We start from the raw sequence: 20,235 nt of genomic DNA, 5'->3' as shown, positions 1-20,235 counted from the left end.
AAAGAGCTCTAAACAACAAAGAGCGCTAAACCAAGCAGAGCGTTAGATCGCCTCGAATTTTACACAACAGCATTAGGCCAAACAGCGGTGCAGCAACCATAGGAGAGCGAAAAAATGATCAAAGTGCTAGTCATTGACGACTCGGCTCTTATGCGCAAACTGCTGAGCCATATGCTGGAGCAGGCTGAAGATATTGAGGTGGTTGGCACTGCTGAAGATGCCTATCAAGCCCGCGAGCAAATTAAAAAGCTTAATCCTGACGTCATTACTCTAGATGTAGAAATGCCCAAAATGGATGGGCTGGCATTTTTGCGTAACCTAATGCGCCTAAGGCCAATGCCTGTGGTGATGGTGTCATCGTTAACCGAGAAAGGTGCAGCTGTCACCTTAGAGGCGATGGAGCTAGGCGCGGTAGACTTTATTGCCAAACCCAAAAACAATCAGCCACAAGATTTAACTCAGTTCCACCACTATTTGGTACATAAGGTTCGCGGAGCTAGCCAGGCTAAATATCAAATTAAGCCCAAGCATAAAACGCCGATAAAGCCTCCACGCAAACGTTTTCATAACCGCCTGATAGCCATTGGCGCGTCAACTGGAGGCACTGAGGCAATTCAATATTTGCTAAAGCAAATGCCGCTCACTTGCCCACCTATTTTAATTGCCCAGCACATTCCGCCAGTCTTTAGCGCCTCATTCGCGAAACGGCTTAACAGCAACTGTGAAATTGAGATTATTGAAGCTCAAGGCGGCGAAATGCTCACTCCTGGTACAGCCTATATAGCCCCCGGAGATAAACACCTCACCATAGATGTGCGCCTAGGGTTTGCTTATTGTAAGCTCATCGACAGTGATCCCGTTAACCGCCATAAACCTTCTGTAGATGTATTGTTTGACAGTATCGCTGAGGTACAGGCTAAGTCTGCGGTCGGTGTGTTGCTTACAGGCATGGGGCAAGATGGCAGTAAAGGCTTACTTAAGCTCAATAAAGCCGGAGCCTATACAATTGCTCAAGACGAAGCATCCTCGGTTGTATGGGGCATGCCTGGAGCAGCTGTGGCATTGGGAGCCTGCAATGAGCAACTCAATTTAGAAGACATTGCACCTAAGCTATTTGAGCTACTCGCAATTGAGTAGCTCATAAAGTTGAGATTTGATTGGTGCTAAACAAACGCTAGAACTTATTCTGCAACCCAGGTACCATCATTTTTAGGTCTAACCCAGGCTTGAGAAAACCAATAGTAGCCTTTACCTGATTTACTCGGTGCAGTGCAGTTGTATCGCGAGCGCCCCGCAGGTAAGTCTGTCACCGCCTGAATCGTAAACTCATCTTCATTCAACCACTCAGGCTTGTTTGCACCCTGCCCTTGCACAAAACACATCAACTGATGAGGATGGATATCACTCATATCTAATTTGACCGTTAACCTAGGTCGCCACTGACCTTGCTCTAAAAGCGGATCGGTTTTGTTTTGGGTAATTACGGGCATATTCAAGCTAGTAAACTTCACTTTCAGCTCGTTAATATCAGCGTAAGCATGTGCCACAGGAAAACGCGGCAGCGCAGTTAAAATTGAATGTGGGCCAGCTGCGCCTGACTGCTGACCAAAGCCAATATAACCAAGATCTTTTATCAAGCTTGCCACTTGACTGTTATATTCTCCGTAAGGATAAGCTAGCATTTTCACGCTTTGCCCAGTTTCTTTGAGGATTTTCTCTTCAGTATCAACAATACTCTTCTCAACTCGCTGCAACCATTGTGAATCACTTTCACCATCAAGCTTACGAATTAAATGCTCATGCTCCCAAGTGTGGTTAGCTATCGTCGCGCCGCCTTGGGCAAGCTCACGAATTTGCTGCCAACTCATCATGCCTTTATAACCCGCAGCAATGGGCTCAGCTGCAACAAATACAGTATAAGGAAACTGGTATTTATCAAGAATCGGCGCAGCGTTGTTGATTATATTGTCATAGCCATCATCGAAGGTGATCACAATCGATTTAGCTGGCATCGCCTTGCGAAATTTAATAGCTTCAACGGCATCAGTAATGCTAACAACATTAAAATCATTATCTGCCAGATACGCCATTTGCTCGGCAAATTGCGCTGGGGTAACACTGGTACTTTTAGGTGTAGTGTCAGAGACGTGATGATACTGTAAAATAACCACCGCATGCGCTGAATAGCTCAGCAGCATACCAATACTGCAAAGCAATAAACCTAACTTTTTGAGCATGACTTTCACCCTATGTCTGTAACGTCTATTTTGTTCGACCGCCAAAAGAATCGCCAGCTCCTGCTGCTAGCGACACCGATGATTTTGTCTAATATCACTGTCCCATTACTTGGACTGATTGATACAGCGGTCATTGGTCATCTAGAGCACGCATATTACCTTGGCGGCGTGGCGCTAGGTAGTACTATGCTCACTTTGATTATTTGGTTGCTTGGCTTTTTACGCATGTCGACCACAGGGTTGGTCGCCCAAGCTTATGGCGCCAATGATAATGCGGCACAGCAACAATTATTAGCGCAAGGCAGTTTGATTGCCATCATTCTGGGTATATGCGCCATTATTTTGCAACAACCCTTGCTTGAATTGGCACTGAGCTTAAGTGATGCCAGCGACAAGGTACAGTTTTATGCGCAGCAATATGTCGAAATTCGTATCTGGTCGACTCCTTTTGCACTACTCAATTTAGTGCTACTAGGTTGGTTGCTGGGGCGCCAGGCACCAAAAGCAGCCATGTGGCAATTGATTATTGCCAACTCGGTCAATATCGCACTCGATTTATTGTTTGTCATCGGCTTTGGCTGGCAGGTACAAGGGGCAGCTTGGGCATCGGTGTGCGCCGACATTAGTGCCTTTGCCGTGGCAGCAACACTAGTGCGCCAGCAACTCCTGCTCGATAAACAATTTTCATGGCAGCAACTCATTAAATATTGCCGCTTTAAAGGTATGTCAGGACTGTTGTCACTCAATCGCGATATCTTTATTCGCAGCTTATGCTTACAAGCCGCGTTTAGTTTTATGGTGTTTTACGGGGCAGGTATTGGCGATAATACCATTGCTGCCAATGCGGTGCTGCTCAACCTAGTATTGCTGATCTCATACGCCCTAGACGGCATAGCATACTACGCTGAAGCTGAAGTAGGTAAAGCTTATGGCGCAAAAAAACCTAAATTGATGACCGACTCAGTCACACTCGCATTTTTTTGGTCGGCGTTGACAGCAATATTGTTTAGTTGCAGCTTTTTACTGTTTAAGCAGCCCTTGATTGCCATGCTCACCAATATAGAGCAAGTGCAAACCACCGCGATGCAATACAGTATCTACTTGGTATTGATGCCGATTGTCGCATTTAATTGCTACCTGTTTGACGGCGTTTATATTGGCGCAGCCAAAGGCAAGATTATGCGCAACAGCATGATGCTCGCTACTTTTGGTGTCTACTTTCCGCTGTGGTATTTGCTAAAAGACATGGGCAATCACGCACTTTGGCTTGCTCTAGCTGCTTTTATGTTAATGCGAAGCATAAGCTTAGGTGCTCACTACCTGCTGCGACTCAGGCATCAGCTGCAAGGGTAATTTCTGCAAGATAAATCGTGAACCTACAACACCATATATTTTAGAAATCTTACCGATACCGTGCATCATGCGATTGAATCTTACTGCCAAACCAAATAAAGTAAGCAATTCATAAATATGAAAAAAGTGGAGTAATATGAAACGGAACTTCCTTGGGTTATTGGCAGCAATAGCCAGCACAGTTATGTGCGCTTATCACACTCAAATCGCTCATGCTGAGCAACCCACATCAAACCAAACTGTACAACAACTCCCAGCAGAGGCCTTTGGAAGTCTTCCGGATGTAAGTAATGTAAGACTCTCCCCTGATGGAAATCATATTGCCTTTGTGCAGCGCTTAGATGGCAAAGAGCCAGGCAGCGTAATCAGCATTTTTAATGTGGCTGATAAAAGCCAAATCTACCCTATTCGCACCGACAACAAACGTTTTCGCATTACCAATCTAACTTGGGCAAATAACGATATTTTGCTGGTAAAAGCCAACTTCCCAGCAACTCGCTATGGCACACCAGTAACTGAATCACGCTTGGTTAAGTACTCACTTACAGAAAAGAAGATGAGTAATGTGCTGAAAAAGTCAGTAATGAAGCGCTTTAAGTGGATACCACAATTTCAATCTAACGTGATTGATTACCTGCCTGAAGATGACGAGCATATCCTGATGCAGTTTCGCGGCATGGGTAATACGCCGGAATATCCATCAGTAATGAAGGTAAACTTAGCTGGCGGACGCTCGCACTGGGTACAACCATCTCGCCGCGATGTCTGGGATTGGATAACCGACCGTCAGCACACTGTACGTATTGGTATCTACCGCGATGACACTGCTTATCGCATCTATGAGCAATCTGAGAACAAAGGCGATATGCGAGTGCTGTGGGAGTTTGAGGCATTTGAAGAGAACGTAATTTGGCCAGTAGGCTTTGATCACGACCCAAACATCTTATACGTCAATTCCTACGTTGATGGTTATAAGGCCTTATCTAAAGTTGATCTGCGCGATCCTGAACTGAAGCTTGAACTAGTATTTAGCCGAGATGGTCGTGATGTAAACCCATCACTTGTCTATTCGCGGGCGAAAAAGAAAGTCGTTGGCTTTACCGATGGTGATGACTCTGATTACACCTTCTGGGACAACGACCTAACAAAACTCGCCAATGGTCTAGACAAAGCACTACCTGATTTTAATAACGAGATTATCAGTTTAAGTGATGATAACCGCCGCTATATTCTACTTACCACCAACCAAACAGAATCTGGCACCTTCTTCTTTGGTGATCGCGATACCCAAGACCTAGCGCCATTTGCCTATCGCTACCAGGCACTGCCACCAGAGCTAATGGCTGAAACTAACAGCCACTTTTACAAAGCAAGAGATGGCCAAGAAATCCAAGCCTTCTTAACAACACCAAAAAACATTGAAGCTAAAAACTTGCCATTAATTGTTCATCCTCACGGCGGACCAATTAGCTTCAGCAATGGTGGTTTTGATAATTGGAGTCAATTCTTTGCAAACCAGGGTTATGCCGTACTGCAAATGAACTTTCGCGGCTCAGCAGGCTATGGTTTTGATTTTATGAAAGCCGGTATTGCCAAATGGGGCCAGCAAATGCAAACCGACGTTGAGGATGCGACTCGCTGGGCAATCGAGCAAGGCATTGCTGACCCTAAACGCATTTGTATTGTGGGCGCCAGTTATGGCGGCTATGCAGCCTTGATGGAAGTGGCAACCACTAATAACCTCTACCAGTGTGCGGTCAGTTTTGGTGGGGTAATGGATGTGGAAGATTTAGTCAAAAATCATCGCAATTACACCAGCTATGACATAGTCAAAAAACAAATTGGTGATGACTTTGACGTGCTCTACGAAAACTCGCCTGTTTATCATGCTAAAAATGTCAACGTACCTGTGTTACTCATTCACGGAGAAAAAGACCGCGTGGTGCGAGTCGATCACAGTGAAGACATGTACGACGCGCTCAAAAAGCATAATAAGGACGTAGAGTATATCGAATTGAAAAACGGCACTCATTACCTCACCAACAATAAAAATCGAGTTGCCACCTTTAAGGCAATGGAACGCTTTCTAGCTGAAAACCTAAAGTCCACGACCCAGCTGTAGTTCGCTGCGAGTCTATTAAACAAGATTCGCGAAATGGCCTGGTCACTGACCAGGCCATTTTATTTCCCTTGTACACAGCCCAAGTAAGCAAGAACAGCTTGATACTTGTGTGATCTCACTAACACCTTAAGTAAATAAAGCCAATCTTTACACTTCTTTAATTGAACACACAAATAGGAGTAATTATCATTCTCGGAATTTATTGTGGTTGGATTGCCACAAGTCTCGTTAATTACTGATTCATATTGGGAATAATCAGAATAACCTAGGTAGTAATATGAACATTGTCGCAGCGCTAAAGTGGTTCCATAACTGGGTAGGGTTTGTCATCACCTTAACCATGTTAATCGTCCTGTCCACCGGGGTTTATCTCGGTGCTATGGATATTTTAAAACGTATTGATGATAAAGGTCAGGTTTACGCACCTATGACAACTGAGCAAAAAGCTCAATCTGTCGCGGCAATTTTTGAGCGCTACCCTGAAATGAGTTCGGTGAACTTCCCAACTGAATATCGTCCTTATCTACAAGCCAGCACCCGTGGTAAAGCTATTTTCCTTGACCAAGAGCTCAATGAAATTGGCGATTACAACATGCGGGAAATACCATTTTACAGCACCATTTTCTGGCTGCACCGTAACTTCTTGCTGGATGATTTTGGTAAATACACCAATGGCATCGCATCTTTATTAGGTGGCGTGATCACCCTAGTCGGTATTTACCTGTGGTGGCGAGTACGTAAAGGCTTTCGCCTTAAACAGTCTATTCCAAGTAACACCCGCTCAAGCAGCCTGGTAAAAAGCCATATTCAACTGGGCTTATTTATTTCAGTACCGCTATTTATCTTATGTATTTCAGGCTTTTTAATTACTTATAAAGGCCTATGGTTTGGTGCACTAAAACACACGCCAGCAGTGGAAATGCAATACCCAACTGCTACGGCGAAAGATTGGCATAGTCAGCTGACCCTAGCACAAGCGCAATGGCCGGAATCAGACCTAGTGAGTGTCAGCAAGCAGCGCGCTAAAAAACCAAAAGACGGTGAAAAGCCAAAGCCGCAACCTCTGCGCTATAACGTACGTTTTGACGAGCATAGTGGTGTGTGGTTACGTAACGCTGACAATATCGCAATGAACTTTGATACAGGCGCCATGACCTCAAAGCTTAAACACAGTGAGCGTGACTTAAGCGGTCGTGTAGCAACCTTTGTTCGCCCTCTGCATGATGCGATGAACATGCCGCTTAGCTACTCAATCTTCATTACCCTGATTGCAGTTGTGGGCACAGTTATCTTGCTGTTTAGTACTGTTACCTTCTACCGCCGCACCTTTAAAAAGCGTAAAAGCTGATTGAGAAAGTAATATATAAATAAAAAAGTGGCTCTCCGTGAGCCACTTTTTATTGGGATATAGCTAATTTGTTGAGGTACAGATAAGGGCTGCAATAGGAGAGCCTTTAACAGGCTAGTGCAAGCGCATGAGATCTCACCCGCTTAACAGCTACATAAACTTACCAATCATTTATTACTGAACAATCAGCTTCGCCGTTCCGCCAACTGAGTCATATTGAATTTTGATTTCGGCATTGCGCCGCCCACGAGTTTCACCCAATGTGCGCAGCACATAAGTACATTGCGAAGCATGACCAGAATTAGAGTTATCATCCTGATGACGATAAGACTGGTAGTCACTACCATCATCATTACGCGATACGCTTGGTGGGTCAGTAAGTAGGTTATTCCACAAATCAATGCAGCCTTGTTGCCCACGGCCGATATTATCAGGCTGCCCCATAGGGTTGCCCTTGTCGATACCTAATGGGTATCCATTAGCATTGACATCAAAATCATCATTACCAAATCCGGGCAAATCATTAGTAAAGGTGTTAATACCTAACATTTGCCAGCGCGTGTGCACAAACGACACTGACTGCTGATACGCTGCAGCGACAGCCTTAGCGCGGCTAATTTCAGCATCACGCTTCACATCGAGAAACTTAGGCGCAGCAATCACTGCTATCACCGCCAAAATAATGATAACGACAACAAGCTCGATTAAGGTAAAGCCGCGCTCAACATCTTGCCTAGATTTCATTGCACCTACTTAAATTTAACCTGAACTCTGTACTAGAGGTCTCAACACTTCCTTATTCAGAGTTAAGGTTATTAAACATCCATATAATAAGATTAGCATATTACGCTCATAAGTTAACGAACGTGATCTGCCACAAAAAAACCGCCAACTGGCGGTTTTTATAATTATCTCAGCGAGTTATTGCTGAGCTTACCAATGCAATTAAGCGTAAGAATGAGCACCGTGCTGATGGTCAGTTACGTCGCGCACGCCAGTTAGCTCATTCGGAAAGCGTTCTAGTAACTGCTTTTCAATACCATCTTTTAGAGTGATATCAACTTGTGAGCAACCATTACAGCCACCACCAAATTGCAGCACTGCAGTGCCTTCATCAATTTCAACCAGCATGATGTTACCACCATGGCTAGCTAGCTGAGGGTTAATCTCAGACTGAATAATGTACTCAATACGCTCAGCAAGTGGTGCATCGTCAGCCACTTTACGCATTTTGGCGTTTGGCGCTTTAAGCGTTAACTGCGAACCCAGTTGGTCGGTAACGAAATCAATTGATGCTTCTTCCAAAAATGGCGCGCTTTTTTCATCAACCATAGCGCTGAAACCATTAAATGGTAATTCAGTATCGTCAGCTTCAACGGCATCAGGTGGACAGTAAGAAACGCCGCACTCTGCTTGAGCTGTACCTGGACTAATCACAAACACACGAATGTGCGTACCTTCTGGTTGATCTGCCAGTAGCTTAACAAAATGAGCTTGAGCGGCTTCGGTAATGCTGATCATAAAACGTGCTCCGTCAGGGGATACCTGAGTGAATTAGTAAGAATTAGGCTAATGATACTCCTAGTTGCCATGGCTTTGTAGCCCTTAAGCCAACTTGGCGATGAAAATATAGCCCATATCGCATTTCTTAATGGTAGTTTCAGGTTAATAGCAGTATGGTTATGCTCATAATTAATAACAAATATCTCAGTGATGGGCAGGTAATGAGTATTAATCTTAAGCAATTAGCAAACCAGTGTATTTCTCATGTTATTCGCTCATTTTTTGCCGTAACTCTACTTTTTGGCGTCGCAGCTGTCCAAGCCAATAGCGATACACGCATTAATCAGCTGTTAGCCAACTCGGCAATTGATCAAACGATCACTACGCCTGAACAACACTTAGGCTACTCACTTGGCGAGTGGCATCTACGCCACGACCAAATCAATCAATACCTGCGTAAACTTGATGAGCAAAGTGAGCGTACATCATTAGACACTGCAGGCTTCAGCGCCGAGCGCCGAGAGCAGCTGTCTCTGGTGCTCACCAGTAAATCTAATCAACAAAACCTAGCGCAGATACTGGCTCAACGCGCCAAAGTAAAACAAGGCGACGAAAGTCAGGCACCACTGGTGATTTGGCTTGCCTACTCTATTCACGGTGATGAACCTAGCGGAGCACACGCGGCAATGGCTATCAGCCACTACTTAACCGCCAGTAACGATGCCTGGGTAAAACAATTATTAGAGCAAGCTATCGTTCTTATCACGCCAGTACAGAATCCAGATGGATTCGATCGTTTCTCGACCTGGGCTAACAATCATCGTGGACAAACTCTGGTAAGCGATCCACAGCATAGAGAGCACAAACAAAATTGGCCTAGTGGCCGTGGCAACCATTACTGGGCTGATATGAACCGCGACTGGCTTTTCTTACGCCATGACTCAAGTCAGGGGCGAGTAGCATTTTTCCATAAATGGCAGCCACATCTCGTAGGTGATTTTCACGAGATGGGACACAATCGCTCTTACTTCTTCCAACCAGGGGTGCCAACTCGCGTGCACCCATTAACCCAGGATAAAAATCAACAGCTGACCAACGAGCTAGCTAACTTCCACCGTAAAGCACTCGATGAAGTAAAACAGGTGTACTTTTCTAAACAAAGATTTGATGACTTCTTTTACGGCAAAGGCTCAACCTACCCAGACATTAATGGCGCCATTGGTGTACTGTTCGAGCAAGCTAGTGCTAGAGGGCAGCAGCAACATACAGATTCGGGCTTGCTTACCTTTAGTCATGCCATCGACAATCAATTCACTACCTCAATCTCTAGCTTAAAAGGTGCAATGGCACTAAAAACAAAGCTAGTGGATTACCAAAGAGATTTTTATCAAGGTAAGCAAACTAAAACTGCCAGCAAACCTAAAGGCCGCTTAGTATCAACTAAAGGTGACTCGCTGCGACTTATTGAGCTTGCAAACTTGCTCGAGCAGCATCAAATTCAATTCCACTATTTAAAGCAAACTCAGCAGCATGCTCAGCATCAATACTTGCCACAAGACAGCCTGTTCATTCCTGTTAAGCAACCACAATCTGATTTAGTAAAAGCCTTATTTGATAAGCGTACTGAATTTGAAGATGCTACCTTCTACGATGTATCGAGCTGGGATATGAGCGCGGCCTTTGATCTAGCTAGCGTAACCAATGTTGCCATTAGCCAAAAACAATTGACCGATACGCTCGCGCCATGGAGCAGTGCTACTGAGCCATGGCGCGAAAATACGGTTGCCCTACTCATTGACTGGCAACAGTCAGGAGCCGCGATGCTAGTTAGCCAACTGCATAAGGCAAAGATAAAAGTGAAGTTCGCCAGTCAGCCCTTTGCCATCAACACTGCAGCAGGCGAGCGCAGCTTTGGTGCAGGAACATTGCAAATACCAGTGAAGCAACCTGAGTTAACATCACAAGCACTACTAGAGACGGTAGCCAAGCTGGTCGATAAGCAGCGACTTGAAGTGGTAGCTGTCACTACAGCGATGGCGAACACCAATATGGATTTAGGCAGCGATGACTTTAAATACATCGCCGAAGTAAAACCACTATTAATCACGGGTCGCAGCGTCAGCTCAACTGAATCGGGTGAGATTTGGTATTACATGGACAAAACGCTCGGACAACCACTGTCGATGATCAATGCAGATCGCCTGCTTGAAAGCGACTTAAGCCGTTACAGCCACATCTATATCGCTGACGGTAGCCTAAATCACTTTGGTGACCAAGCCGCCAGCAAATTGGAGCGCTTTGTCAAAGACGGCGGTGTGATTGTGGCGCAAAAGCGCGCCTTAAGATGGCTTGATGCCCATAACCTATTAGATGCTAAACCCCAATCTACTGGTTTTTATCGCAAACTTTTTGATACCGAAGGTCTTAACTTCAATCAGCGCAGCGAGCTGCGCGCCAAGCAATCTATTGGCGGCGCAATTGTGTCACTGGATCTTGATTTATCACACCCAATAAACTTTGGTTTAAGCTCGCCATTGTCGGTGTTAAAGAATCGCCCAATGGCATTTAGCACAGTCACGACACCTTTTACTCTTGCCGCGAGTTATAGCGATAATGTGTTGAAGAGTGGCTATATGGCGAAAGAATACCAGGGCGCGTTTTCGAATCAGGGTGCCATTGTGGTTGAGCGTAAAGGTAAAGGTGCAGTAGTTGCGTTAAGTGACAACCTGGTATTTCGTAATATTTGGCTCGGCAGCGAGAAGATTTACGCAAACGCGCTGTACTTTATGCCAGGTGGCTTACGTTAGCTTAAAATCCGCTTGCTAAATCGGTTACTAAAATCAGCCTTTTTAAAACTTGAGCAAGGGCGCTTCAGCCCTTGCTAGACACCAAGCCTGACAATAAATACCTTTGGTATAGAGTAAATCTGCAATCGCCTCTACTGTGCTCCCAGTCGTTACCACATCATCAATAATCGCCACTCGCTGCATCGATAACTCGCCAACAACTTGATAGGCTTTTGCGTTCAATTGCCGGCGCTGCTTACCGTCTAGCTGAGCTTGTGGCGGTGTATCGAGCACCTTAATAACGCAATCGTCTATTACTGGAATTGACAACCTAGCACCAAGTTTTTCGGCAATCATATGTGCCTGATTAAAACCTCGGTGGCGCTGACGATTTTGATGCAGTGGTACCGGGATCAGTACTTGTGGTAGTTTGATCAGATCACAGCTCAGCAAATATTCAACTCTTGCAGCTAACAGCTCAACTAAAGCATCGAGTGCGGCAAAGTTTTGTTGATACTTTATCGCGGTAATAAGCGGCGCAATACCATCATGGTAACTACAAGGCGCAACAACCGGAATCGGCATGGTTCGCTGGCACTTACCACAATAATCAGCGGTCGTTGTGAGCTCGTAACCACAACCTAAACATGCATCATACTGATAGCGACAAGCGCTGAGGCATTCATGGCAAATCCCGCTGCCAAGCTTATATGATTGCGACGGGTGAAAATGCGAGGAGTGTAAGTGCACTTGGTGAGAATGGGGTTGATGCAGATGATGCGCTGAACTGACAGATTCAATCTGCTGCTGGCACAGCATGCAGCGGTTGGGTAAACTAACGCGAAGCCAATAACTGAGTTGACGCCAACCTTTGGTTAATCCCTTAGTCACTCTGTTGGCAAATATCTTGGCGATAGTGCGGCTTTCTTCCGATACATGCGAGTCCATACATTAGCCCTTAACCTTATCTCTTCCTTGAAATACGAGCGTTATTTTATGCCAACACAGTCTCAGCAACACTCTGCTTTAACCCCACAACTTGCAATTGAAAGCATAGGTTCGGGAAAAGATGTGATATTACTGCACGGTTGGGGCGTAAACAGCGCGGTATTCAACCGCCTTGCAAAAGCCTTAACGCAATTAAACTATAGAGTACATTTGGTCGATTTGCCTGGTTTTGGTGACAGCCAATTCGAAGGTCAAGAGTTTAATCAACAAAGTTTCGCCGCCTGGGCACAAACCTTAGTCAATCAATTACCACAAGATGCGATTTGGGTAGGCTGGTCATTAGGTGGTTTACTGGCAAGCCATATTGCAATTAACCATCCAGATTCAGTTAGCGCACTAGTGACTGTGGCTTCATCACCTTGCTTTATGGCGCGTGAGCAACAAGATGAGCGAAGCTGGCCTGGCATACAGACGAAAGTGTTAAAGCAATTCTCTCACTCACTACAACAAGACCTAGCCAAAACGGTAGAGCAGTTCCTGGCAATTCAGGCCATGGGCAGCCCTCATGCAAAGGCTGACATCAAGCAACTAAAGCAACTGGTTTTAGCCAAGCCTTTACCTAACCCACAAGCTTTGAGCATAGGGCTGACGTTTTTAGCTGAGGTGGACTTACGCGCGCAGCTTGAGCGAATTGATCAGCCATGGCTGCGACTGTGGGGAAAATTAGATGGTTTAGTGCCTTTTAAAATGGTGCCTATGCTAACAACGCGTCCTAACATCAAAGATATTAGCTTTGCTAAAGCCTCCCACGCGCCGTTTATTTCTCATGCCGAAGAGTTTGAATCTGAGCTAGCTAATTGGCTACAAACACAAACTTAACTGGCTACAAACACAAAGTTAACTAGCTACAAACGCGCAGCTATTCTGTAGTATCCAAGCAAATATTTGGTTATAATTTAAGCGAAGTACAAGTTTGAATTAAGTTAGCTTTGGCTAAGTGAGCAAACATTTATGCTGATTAATACCAATTATCCTCAGGTGCCAATCGCAACCAGCAATGTTGCGACAGACCTTGCACGCACGGATAATCAGCAAAGACCACCAATCATTCCTCCCCAAGAGCCGACCAAAGGCCACGAAGAGCGCGCTTTTAACCCGCAACATGAACGAGCTCCAGCCCACAGCATCGCTGAGAAACAACAACAGCAATCAGCCAAACAGCAGTCGCAAGAGCAAGGGGCGCAGCAACAAGCGGCCAAACACAACCCATTAGTGGCGAAAGCGCAAGCGCAGGCCAGAGCTCTAAAAGCCAACCGTAATGCACCAGCACTGCAGCGAAAAGATATTTTTGTCGCAAATCAAAACCCGCAATCACAGCAAAAAGCGCCTGCGCAGCGGCAATTGAACAGCCAAAACTTGCGCGGGCAATCTCCGCAGGTGATTAAGCAGCTAGCGCAGCACGTGCAGAGCTTTTATCAGCAGCAAACTGTTACCAGCTTGCCTGCCAACATTAGCGCGACAATTTAGGGCGCACTTGTTTAACCCTCTTGTCTAACCTGAGCTTATTTAGCTAACACCTGACTGCTTTCGCTTAATTCAGATGTCGAATCCTGGGATTTATACAGATAATTGTTATAGGCATGACTGCCCCAAAGAATCCATGCCAATGCTCTTTCAGCTTGTTGCTCATCCACAGGTAAACTCGTTAGCTGTTCAGTGTCTCTTTCATAAGTATAGGTTTCTGCCGGGCCCTGAGGTTGCAACATAGTCACCTGATTACCTTCCATCAAGCCAAAGTTTTGCCCGTACTGCATCAAGGCTCTACCAGGCCAATCTTGCGGCTGTTTGGTTAAATCACGCCCCAGCATTGGATAATTGCCAGATGCACCGATAAGCGATAGCAATGTAGGCCCCATATCAATTTGACTCACAACGCGTTCATCAAGTTTGGGCTCAACGCCGCCACCAATAATTAGCCCCGGAATACGAAAACGCGGAATGGGCACTAAATTATTACCACCAACTCGGTTATCGTGATCGGCAACTATCACAAATACAGTGTCCTTCCAATAATCGGCTTGCTTAGCTTTTTTGAAAAACTCACCCACAGCATAGTCTGCATATTTCACCGCATTTTTGACCGTAAACGCTGGCTCTTCATAAGGTTCAATACGCCCCTCAGGATAGTCATATGGCTCATGATTGGTTGAGGTAAACACTAAGCTGAAGAAAGGCTGACCTTGCTGATGCTTCTGCTCAAATTCTTCATGAGCTCTAAACAGTAAATCTTCATCTGACACGCCCCATGAGGCGACATAGGCTGGGTTTGGATAATCATCTTGATCAACAATCTCGGTAAAGCCGTTACCCAAAAAGAAACTGCGCATGTTATCGAAATGGCTTTCACCGCCATAAATGAATTGGGTCGAATAACCTTTGTCAGCTAGAAACTCTGCCAAGCTGAAAAAGCCAGTTTGACTCTTACCTAACTTCACTACCGCAGCCGCAGGTGTCGGCGTAAAGCCTGTGACAACGGCCTCAATACCGCGCACACTGCGAGTACCTGTGGCGTAGAGGTTATCGAAAAACCAACCCTCTTTAGATAATTCATCGATATTCGGCGTTAGTGGTAAGCCGCCCAAACTACCAACATATTGCGCGCCCATACTCTCTTGCAGAATAATCACTAAATTCTTTGGTTTACCCTGATAGCTTGCCTCATTATATGTCAGTGTAGGAATAGACTCAGAAACAAACGCACTTGCTGGGCGGCCGCTTTCTTGGCGCACAATATCAATAATGTCTTGAGTCGGCATACTTGAATAAACATTGCTGGCATCTTTTTCACCACTCATTTGCTTAATCGCGAAGAATAGTGAGTAATTTGAATTGACCACTAAAGAGTTAACTAACGGATCGCTAGAAAATGACACCAGTGCGGGGTTAAGCGGTCTGTGGCCTAAAGTCGAGCGCGCACCAAGCAGGGACACTGCAATGACTAAAATAGCGAGAACTGGTCGCCAGTGCCATTTAGGGAACGAGAGTTTGCTGGTAAATTTTCCAGACAAGTGCCAACCAGCCCAAAGAGTAAGCACCGTTATCACCCCGGATAAAATCATCTCCAGCTTGCGACTCGTCCACAGCATAGAGAACACTTCTTTTGGATAAATTAGGTATTCCACGTACAAGCGGTTAGGTCTAAACCCATACTCTTCTAGAAACGACGGTGTCGACGCTTCAAGAAACACCACTAACCACAAAAGTGCCACTAACCAAATTCTCAAAACCCAGTTCCATACTCGGCCTACTAGATGATCGCCAGAGAATAAAGCTGTACCTAAAGCTGCAATACCAAAAGCCCAGCAAAGTGATGCAAAATCGACCCTTAGACCTTGGGTAAACAAATGCAGCCAACCATCAGCTTCGCTTATACGATCGGCATACAAAAACGCTAAACCTAAACGGCTCACGGTCATGACAGTTAGAGCGATAATGGCAAAATAGAAAATAACGGCAAACGGGTTGCGCGAAGGACTGTCACCAAAGGCAACAGTGCTGGGTTTATTACCAAGCAGCATAAGATCTCCAAGACAGAGTAAAAGTACAGCAAACTATCGTTTTTATTATGCTGAGACCAATTAGCTGCTATTCATTATTTATATATGAGCACTTATGAGCAGCCAGGTATGGTTTCAGCTGTTAGGTGTAATCACTGTTTCGCCGCTCACATCTTGCAACGTAAAACTTGAAACAAGGCAGTTACAACACCGCAACTACAACATAATGATTACAATTCGGTTAAGATACAGTTACAACATTAAGAATTCAATCAATGCATCTAAACTGAAATTTTATTGTGTGAACTCTGGTCTAGTTTTGCAGGTAAGTAAATTTATGAGGCAACAATGAACAAACTACTAATCGGATTTATCGCACTATTATTAATGGGCTGTACCAGTTTGGCTAAGGAGCCTGTTTATAACGACGAAGGTGTAGCGGTAAATGGCTATGATGTTGTCGCGTATTTCACTCAAGATAAAGCAGTGAAAGGCTCCAGCGATTTTGCCAGCAGTTATAATGGCAATCAGTGGTATTTCGCCTCTGCACAGCACAAAGCCTTATTTGATAAAACGCCAGAAAAGTATGCGCCGCAGTATGGTGGCTACTGCGCTTATGCGATGAGTAGTGGTTTTGTTGTCAGTACAGATCCTGAAGCATTCACTGTATTTCAAGACAAGTTGTACTTGAACTACAGCCTCAGCGTGCGTGAGAACTGGTTAAAGAATAAAGTGCAGTTTATTGAAGAAGCTGACGGCCACTGGCAGGAAAAGCTCAGCAAGTAAGAGATTACATACTTCTCAGTCAAACACATCAACAACTAAAGCAAGTGTCATAGCAAATGCACAGAGCTATAGCACTAACGCTGAGCCTAGAAACACTGAGCTTAGAAAACACAGATCCTAAAAACTAAAAACGGCCACTAATTTAATTAGCGGCCGTTTTATTGTACTGATTGCATAAGCAATCTGGCTTGCTACTTCGCCAGATTTTACTTCTTTGGGCTTTTTACTTCTTCAGCTTAGCAAACGCATCAGCAAAGGCATTGCCCATGGCTGCGTTGGCTGGGGCTTTTTGCGCCTTATAGTTAGACTTCTTACCATGAGCTTTATGCTGAGGTTTGCTCTTATTGGCACCTGTTTTCGCCCCAGGTTTTGCGGCAGATTTGGCAGCGCTAGCTTTATCATCTAAGCGCATACTTAGACCAACACGCTTACGCTCAATGTCCACTTCCATCACTTTCACTTTCACCACATCACCCGCTTTCACTATGGTGTGTGGGTCACTTACAAACTTGTCAGTTAGCGATGAAATATGCACTAAACCATCTTGATGCACTCCGACATCGACAAAAGCACCAAAGTTAGTCACATTGGTAACCACGCCTTCTAAAATCATATCGAGTTTTAGATCAGCTAGGGTTTCAACGCCTTCTTTAAACGCCGCAGTTTTAAACTCACCACGTGGGTCGCGCCCAGGCTTATCTAGCTCGGCTAAGATGTCACTAATAGTCGGCAAACCAAACTGCTCGGTTACGTACGCTTTAGCATCAATAGCGCTTAAGGTTTGGCTATCACCAATCAATTTGGCCAAAGGCAGCTGTTTATCCGCAGCAATCGACTCGACTACACTGTAAGCTTCAGGGTGCACAGCAGAGGCATCAAGTGGGTTTTGCGCATTTGGGATACGCAAGAAGCCAGCGGCTTGCTCATAAGCTTTAGGGCCTAAGCGGGTCACTTTTAGCAGTTGCTTGCGCTCGCTAAAGCGGCCATTTTGGTCACGGTAATCTACAATGTTTTTCGCCAGTGTCTTATTAAGGCCTGCCACTTGTGCAAGTAGTGGTGCTGACGCCATGTTTACATCTACGCCTACGCGGTTAACACAATCTTCAACCACACCTTCAAGTGACTGGGATAACTGACTTTGGCTAACATCGTGCTGATACTGCCCCACACCGATTGACTTAGGCTCAATTTTAACCAACTCAGCAAGCGGGTCTTGCAAACGGCGGGCAATAGATACCGCGCCGCGAATAGAGACATCTAAATCTGGGAACTCATTGGCGGCAAATTCTGATGCTGAGTACACAGATGCGCCCGCCTCGCTTACCATCACCTTGTTTAATTGGGGCTGCTTGTCTTTGACCATCGCCATTAGCTCACTAGCTAACTTATCTGTCTCACGCGAGCCAGTACCATTACCCACAGCAATTAAATCAACCTTATGCATGCCGACTAAATTAGCTAAGGTACGCAGTGATTTGTCCCATTGATTTTGCGGTGCATGAGGGAAAATAGTCGTGTGAGCCACTAGCTTGCCTGTGGTGTCGACAATCGCCACTTTCACGCCAGTACGCAACCCTGGGTCTAAGCCCATGGTCGCTTTGGCGCCTGCAGGTGCGGCCATCAACAGGTCATTAAGGTTGCGGGCAAATACATTAATCGCTTCAACTTCTGCTTGCTCGCGCATTTTGCTAACAAACTCAGTTTCCATCTGCAGCGCAATCTTAATGCGCCAGGTGCCATTAACCACTTGTTTTAGCCACTGATCAACACTGGAGTCAGTAAACTTAAGATTAAAGTGTTCAGCAATAATTACTTCGCAGTAGCTGCCCTCACCTTCATAGTTAGGATCGGCATTCAGAGACAAACTTAACACGCCTTCATTGCGGCCACGCAACATCGCCAGCGCACGGTGAGATGGCACCTTAGTAATGGCTTCGTCGTGCTCAAAGTAATCGCGGAATTTAGCGCCTTCTTTGTCTTTGCCTTTCACCATGCGGCTTTTAAGCTGAGCTTGAGAGTTTAGATGCTTACGGATTTTGGCAATAAGCTCCGCATCTTCTGCGTAGCGTTCCATCAAAATAAAACGTGCACCGTCTTTTACTGCCTGCACATCTGCAAAGCCTGCTTGCTCATTGAGATAGTTTACTGCTACTGCATCAATATCTGCACTGCGATCTTGCAGCAGATCATCAACCAAAGGCTCAATGCCCGCTTCTATCGCAATTTGCCCTTTAGTGCGGCGCTTTGGCTTATATGGCAGGTATAAATCTTCTAATCGGGTTTTACTATCTGCGCTTAAAATGGCTTGCTTTAACTCTGGGGCTAGCTTTCCTTGCGCCTCAATGCTCGACAAAATCACCTGACGACGATCTTCCATGTCACGTAAATAGGTCAGGCGTGAATCTAATTGACGCAGTTGCGTATCATCCAAGCCGCCAGTTGCTTCTTTACGATAACGCGCCACAAACGGCACGGTTGCGCCATCATCCAAGAGGGCGATTGCAGACTCAACTTGCTGCTGACGAACTTGCAACTCAGTTGCAATTAGGTGCGAGATAGATTGCATATATAAAAAGAATGTCTCGTGAAATAGTGGCGTAAAAGATAGCACAGACAAAGCTAATAAATTAACCCGCCTCTATAGCCAAACCTGCGCTTTTTAGTAAAAAGAGTGACCTAGAGTTACATCAGTTTAATTTGGCGCACTTGGCAAGCGACAAGGTTTAAGCTTTAACTCAGCTTTTGGGTATAAAGTAGCCGATAGTTTAGGTGATAACTTTAGTAACAACTCGCAGATACAGCTCAATAGTTTGGGCAGTTAATGACAGTTCTTAGCTGTAATAGTCAGTTAACTAGCCAGCATGTAGAAGCCAAATGAAAACTAATTACAAATAACAACCACTCTCATTAAAACCAGTTGTAGTAAGGGTTTAAGCGTAATTTTAATGCGCACGCTTGAAGGTATTGTTCGACATATAGACAAGCAGCCAGCCAACTAGATCACAATTTTGAAAGTTAATAACCAGCATCAAAAATACCTCTTTATAGCTAGAGATACATTCCTTAACATTTGCCTCACCCAACAGTTACATGCATTAAATAACACAAATAAAACTTCGCACACAAGCTACTGAATATATTAATTAAAACTTAAAAACGCCTACCTTTACAATTTCAATATCGACCATTCCAAAATGTGGTTTATATCACTTTTTGGATATTATTCTGCGCAAGCAAACAAAAAAGGTCGCCCATATTGTAACAATCCAGGTTTTTAGCATTTATCTCTTAATATATAGCCATTACAAAGTACACGCTTTTCGTATTGCTATAGACCTATAGGCAAATGCACCATGAAATCAATCGTTAAATCACTCGCAGTTACTGCCCTACTTGGCCTTGGCCTGGTTAGCAGTGCCCACGCAACACCGTGGAAAAATCTAGATGCTGAACAGTTAGAGGCCACTTTGGTTAAAAAGTTCAGCGAAGGTAAATATTCCTCTAAAGGGGCAGACTCCTGCTTAATGTGTCACAAGAAAAACGACACAGTGACCGCCATCTTTGATGGTGTCCACGGTCAAATCAATAACAGCAA

Annotated in this window: 14 protein-coding genes and 1 pseudogene; 9 read left to right on the top strand and 6 right to left on the bottom strand. The window is 45.0% G+C overall.

Annotated features, from left to right (window positions below; genetic code table 11):
* Window positions 1–114 precede the first annotated feature (114 nt).
* The gene (locus tag G3R49_RS16385) at window positions 115–1,137 is read left to right on the top strand and encodes a chemotaxis response regulator protein-glutamate methylesterase (protein ID WP_167870384.1); all 1,023 of its coding nucleotides are present in this window, start codon (window positions 115–117) and stop codon (window positions 1,135–1,137) included.
* 44 nt (window positions 1,138–1,181) lie between these two features.
* On the opposite strand, the gene G3R49_RS16380 is transcribed toward G3R49_RS16385, so the two are convergent.
* Window positions 1,182–2,237 carry a polysaccharide deacetylase family protein gene (locus G3R49_RS16380; protein WP_130600469.1) on the bottom strand — a complete coding sequence of 352 codons (1,056 nt, stop codon included), beginning with the start codon at window positions 2,235–2,237 and terminating at the stop codon, window positions 1,182–1,184.
* Between the two features lie 12 nt (window positions 2,238–2,249).
* Here G3R49_RS16380 and G3R49_RS16375 point away from each other — a divergent pair, with 12 nt between their 5' ends.
* From G3R49_RS16375 to G3R49_RS16365, 3 genes are all read left to right on the top strand, one after another.
* The gene (locus tag G3R49_RS16375) at window positions 2,250–3,590 is read left to right on the top strand and encodes an MATE family efflux transporter (RefSeq protein WP_167870383.1); all 1,341 of its coding nucleotides are present in this window, start codon (window positions 2,250–2,252) and stop codon (window positions 3,588–3,590) included.
* Window positions 3,591–3,726: 136 nt separating this feature from the next.
* Window positions 3,727–5,712 (top strand): S9 family peptidase, encoded by a 1,986-nt coding sequence (locus G3R49_RS16370; RefSeq protein WP_245335390.1) that lies wholly within the window; start codon window positions 3,727–3,729, stop codon window positions 5,710–5,712.
* 277 nt (window positions 5,713–5,989) lie between these two features.
* Window positions 5,990–7,060, top strand: a complete 1,071-nt coding sequence (locus G3R49_RS16365; RefSeq protein WP_130600465.1) for a PepSY domain-containing protein — start codon at window positions 5,990–5,992, stop codon at window positions 7,058–7,060.
* A gap of 174 nt (window positions 7,061–7,234) precedes the next feature.
* Here G3R49_RS16365 and G3R49_RS16360 read toward each other — a convergent pair whose 3' ends face one another.
* Entirely contained in the window at window positions 7,235–7,804 is a 570-nt protein-coding gene (locus G3R49_RS16360; protein WP_167870382.1) for a prepilin-type N-terminal cleavage/methylation domain-containing protein, read from the bottom strand.
* A 201-nt stretch (window positions 7,805–8,005) separates the two neighbouring features.
* The gene (nfuA, locus tag G3R49_RS16355; protein WP_130600461.1) at window positions 8,006–8,581 is read right to left on the bottom strand and encodes a Fe-S biogenesis protein NfuA; all 576 of its coding nucleotides are present in this window, start codon (window positions 8,579–8,581) and stop codon (window positions 8,006–8,008) included.
* Window positions 8,582–8,784: 203 nt separating this feature from the next.
* Here nfuA and G3R49_RS16350 point away from each other — a divergent pair, with 203 nt between their 5' ends.
* Entirely contained in the window at window positions 8,785–11,370 is a 2,586-nt protein-coding gene (locus G3R49_RS16350) for a M14 family zinc carboxypeptidase (protein ID WP_167870381.1), read from the top strand.
* A 42-nt stretch (window positions 11,371–11,412) separates the two neighbouring features.
* On the opposite strand, the gene G3R49_RS16345 is transcribed toward G3R49_RS16350, so the two are convergent.
* Complete coding sequence (locus tag G3R49_RS16345; protein ID WP_210147253.1) at window positions 11,413–12,297, bottom strand: ComF family protein; 885 nt, start codon at window positions 12,295–12,297, stop codon at window positions 11,413–11,415.
* Between the two features lie 48 nt (window positions 12,298–12,345).
* On the opposite strand from G3R49_RS16345, the gene bioH reads away from it, so the two are divergent.
* Both bioH and G3R49_RS16335 read left to right on the top strand, forming a co-directional pair.
* A complete protein-coding gene (bioH, locus tag G3R49_RS16340) occupies window positions 12,346–13,176 on the top strand; it encodes a pimeloyl-ACP methyl ester esterase BioH (protein WP_167870380.1) in 831 nt (276 codons plus the stop codon).
* Between the two features lie 132 nt (window positions 13,177–13,308).
* Window positions 13,309–13,824: a hypothetical protein gene (locus G3R49_RS16335; RefSeq protein ID WP_167870379.1), complete on the top strand. Its 516-nt coding sequence runs from the start codon at window positions 13,309–13,311 to the stop codon at window positions 13,822–13,824.
* Between the two features lie 35 nt (window positions 13,825–13,859).
* Here G3R49_RS16335 and G3R49_RS16330 read toward each other — a convergent pair whose 3' ends face one another.
* Window positions 13,860–15,773: an LTA synthase family protein gene (locus G3R49_RS16330; RefSeq protein WP_242620410.1), complete on the bottom strand. Its 1,914-nt coding sequence runs from the start codon at window positions 15,771–15,773 to the stop codon at window positions 13,860–13,862.
* 429 nt (window positions 15,774–16,202) lie between these two features.
* Between G3R49_RS16330 and G3R49_RS16325 the strand changes: the two genes are divergently transcribed.
* A complete protein-coding gene (locus G3R49_RS16325) occupies window positions 16,203–16,640 on the top strand; it encodes a YHS domain-containing (seleno)protein (protein WP_130600451.1) in 438 nt (145 codons plus the stop codon).
* 223 nt (window positions 16,641–16,863) lie between these two features.
* Here G3R49_RS16325 and G3R49_RS16320 read toward each other — a convergent pair whose 3' ends face one another.
* Window positions 16,864–19,206, bottom strand: coding sequence for a Tex family protein (locus G3R49_RS16320; protein ID WP_167870377.1), 2,343 nt, complete (start codon window positions 19,204–19,206; stop codon window positions 16,864–16,866).
* Between the two features lie 787 nt (window positions 19,207–19,993).
* On the opposite strand from G3R49_RS16320, the pseudogene G3R49_RS16315 reads away from it, so the two are divergent.
* Window positions 19,994–20,235 (top strand): annotated as a pseudogene (locus G3R49_RS16315) (cystathionine beta-synthase); the annotation flags it as partial.

Origin of the sequence: Shewanella sp. WXL01 (assembly GCF_012263345.1) — a bacterium.
Taxonomy (GTDB): Bacteria; Pseudomonadota; Gammaproteobacteria; order Enterobacterales; family Shewanellaceae; genus Shewanella; species Shewanella maritima.
Note: the sequence above shows the minus strand (reverse complement) of the source record. Positions and strands in the feature narration are given on the sequence as shown.

Coding starts and splice junctions, on each gene's coding strand:
- G3R49_RS16385 (WP_167870384.1), top strand. CDS start 115: ATGATCAAAGTGCTAGTCATTGACGACTCGGCTCTTATGCGCAAACTG.
- G3R49_RS16380 (WP_130600469.1), bottom strand. CDS start 2,237: ATGCTCAAAAAGTTAGGTTTATTGCTTTGCAGTATTGGTATGCTGCTG.
- G3R49_RS16375 (WP_167870383.1), top strand. CDS start 2,250: ATGTCTGTAACGTCTATTTTGTTCGACCGCCAAAAGAATCGCCAGCTC.
- G3R49_RS16370 (WP_245335390.1), top strand. CDS start 3,727: ATGAAACGGAACTTCCTTGGGTTATTGGCAGCAATAGCCAGCACAGTT.
- G3R49_RS16365 (WP_130600465.1), top strand. CDS start 5,990: ATGAACATTGTCGCAGCGCTAAAGTGGTTCCATAACTGGGTAGGGTTT.
- G3R49_RS16360 (WP_167870382.1), bottom strand. CDS start 7,804: ATGAAATCTAGGCAAGATGTTGAGCGCGGCTTTACCTTAATCGAGCTT.
- nfuA (WP_130600461.1), bottom strand. CDS start 8,581: ATGATCAGCATTACCGAAGCCGCTCAAGCTCATTTTGTTAAGCTACTG.
- G3R49_RS16350 (WP_167870381.1), top strand. CDS start 8,785: ATGAGTATTAATCTTAAGCAATTAGCAAACCAGTGTATTTCTCATGTT.
- G3R49_RS16345 (WP_210147253.1), bottom strand. CDS start 12,297: ATGGACTCGCATGTATCGGAAGAAAGCCGCACTATCGCCAAGATATTT.
- bioH (WP_167870380.1), top strand. CDS start 12,346: ATGCCAACACAGTCTCAGCAACACTCTGCTTTAACCCCACAACTTGCA.
- G3R49_RS16335 (WP_167870379.1), top strand. CDS start 13,309: ATGCTGATTAATACCAATTATCCTCAGGTGCCAATCGCAACCAGCAAT.
- G3R49_RS16330 (WP_242620410.1), bottom strand. CDS start 15,773: ATGACCGTGAGCCGTTTAGGTTTAGCGTTTTTGTATGCCGATCGTATA.
- G3R49_RS16325 (WP_130600451.1), top strand. CDS start 16,203: ATGAACAAACTACTAATCGGATTTATCGCACTATTATTAATGGGCTGT.
- G3R49_RS16320 (WP_167870377.1), bottom strand. CDS start 19,206: ATGCAATCTATCTCGCACCTAATTGCAACTGAGTTGCAAGTTCGTCAG.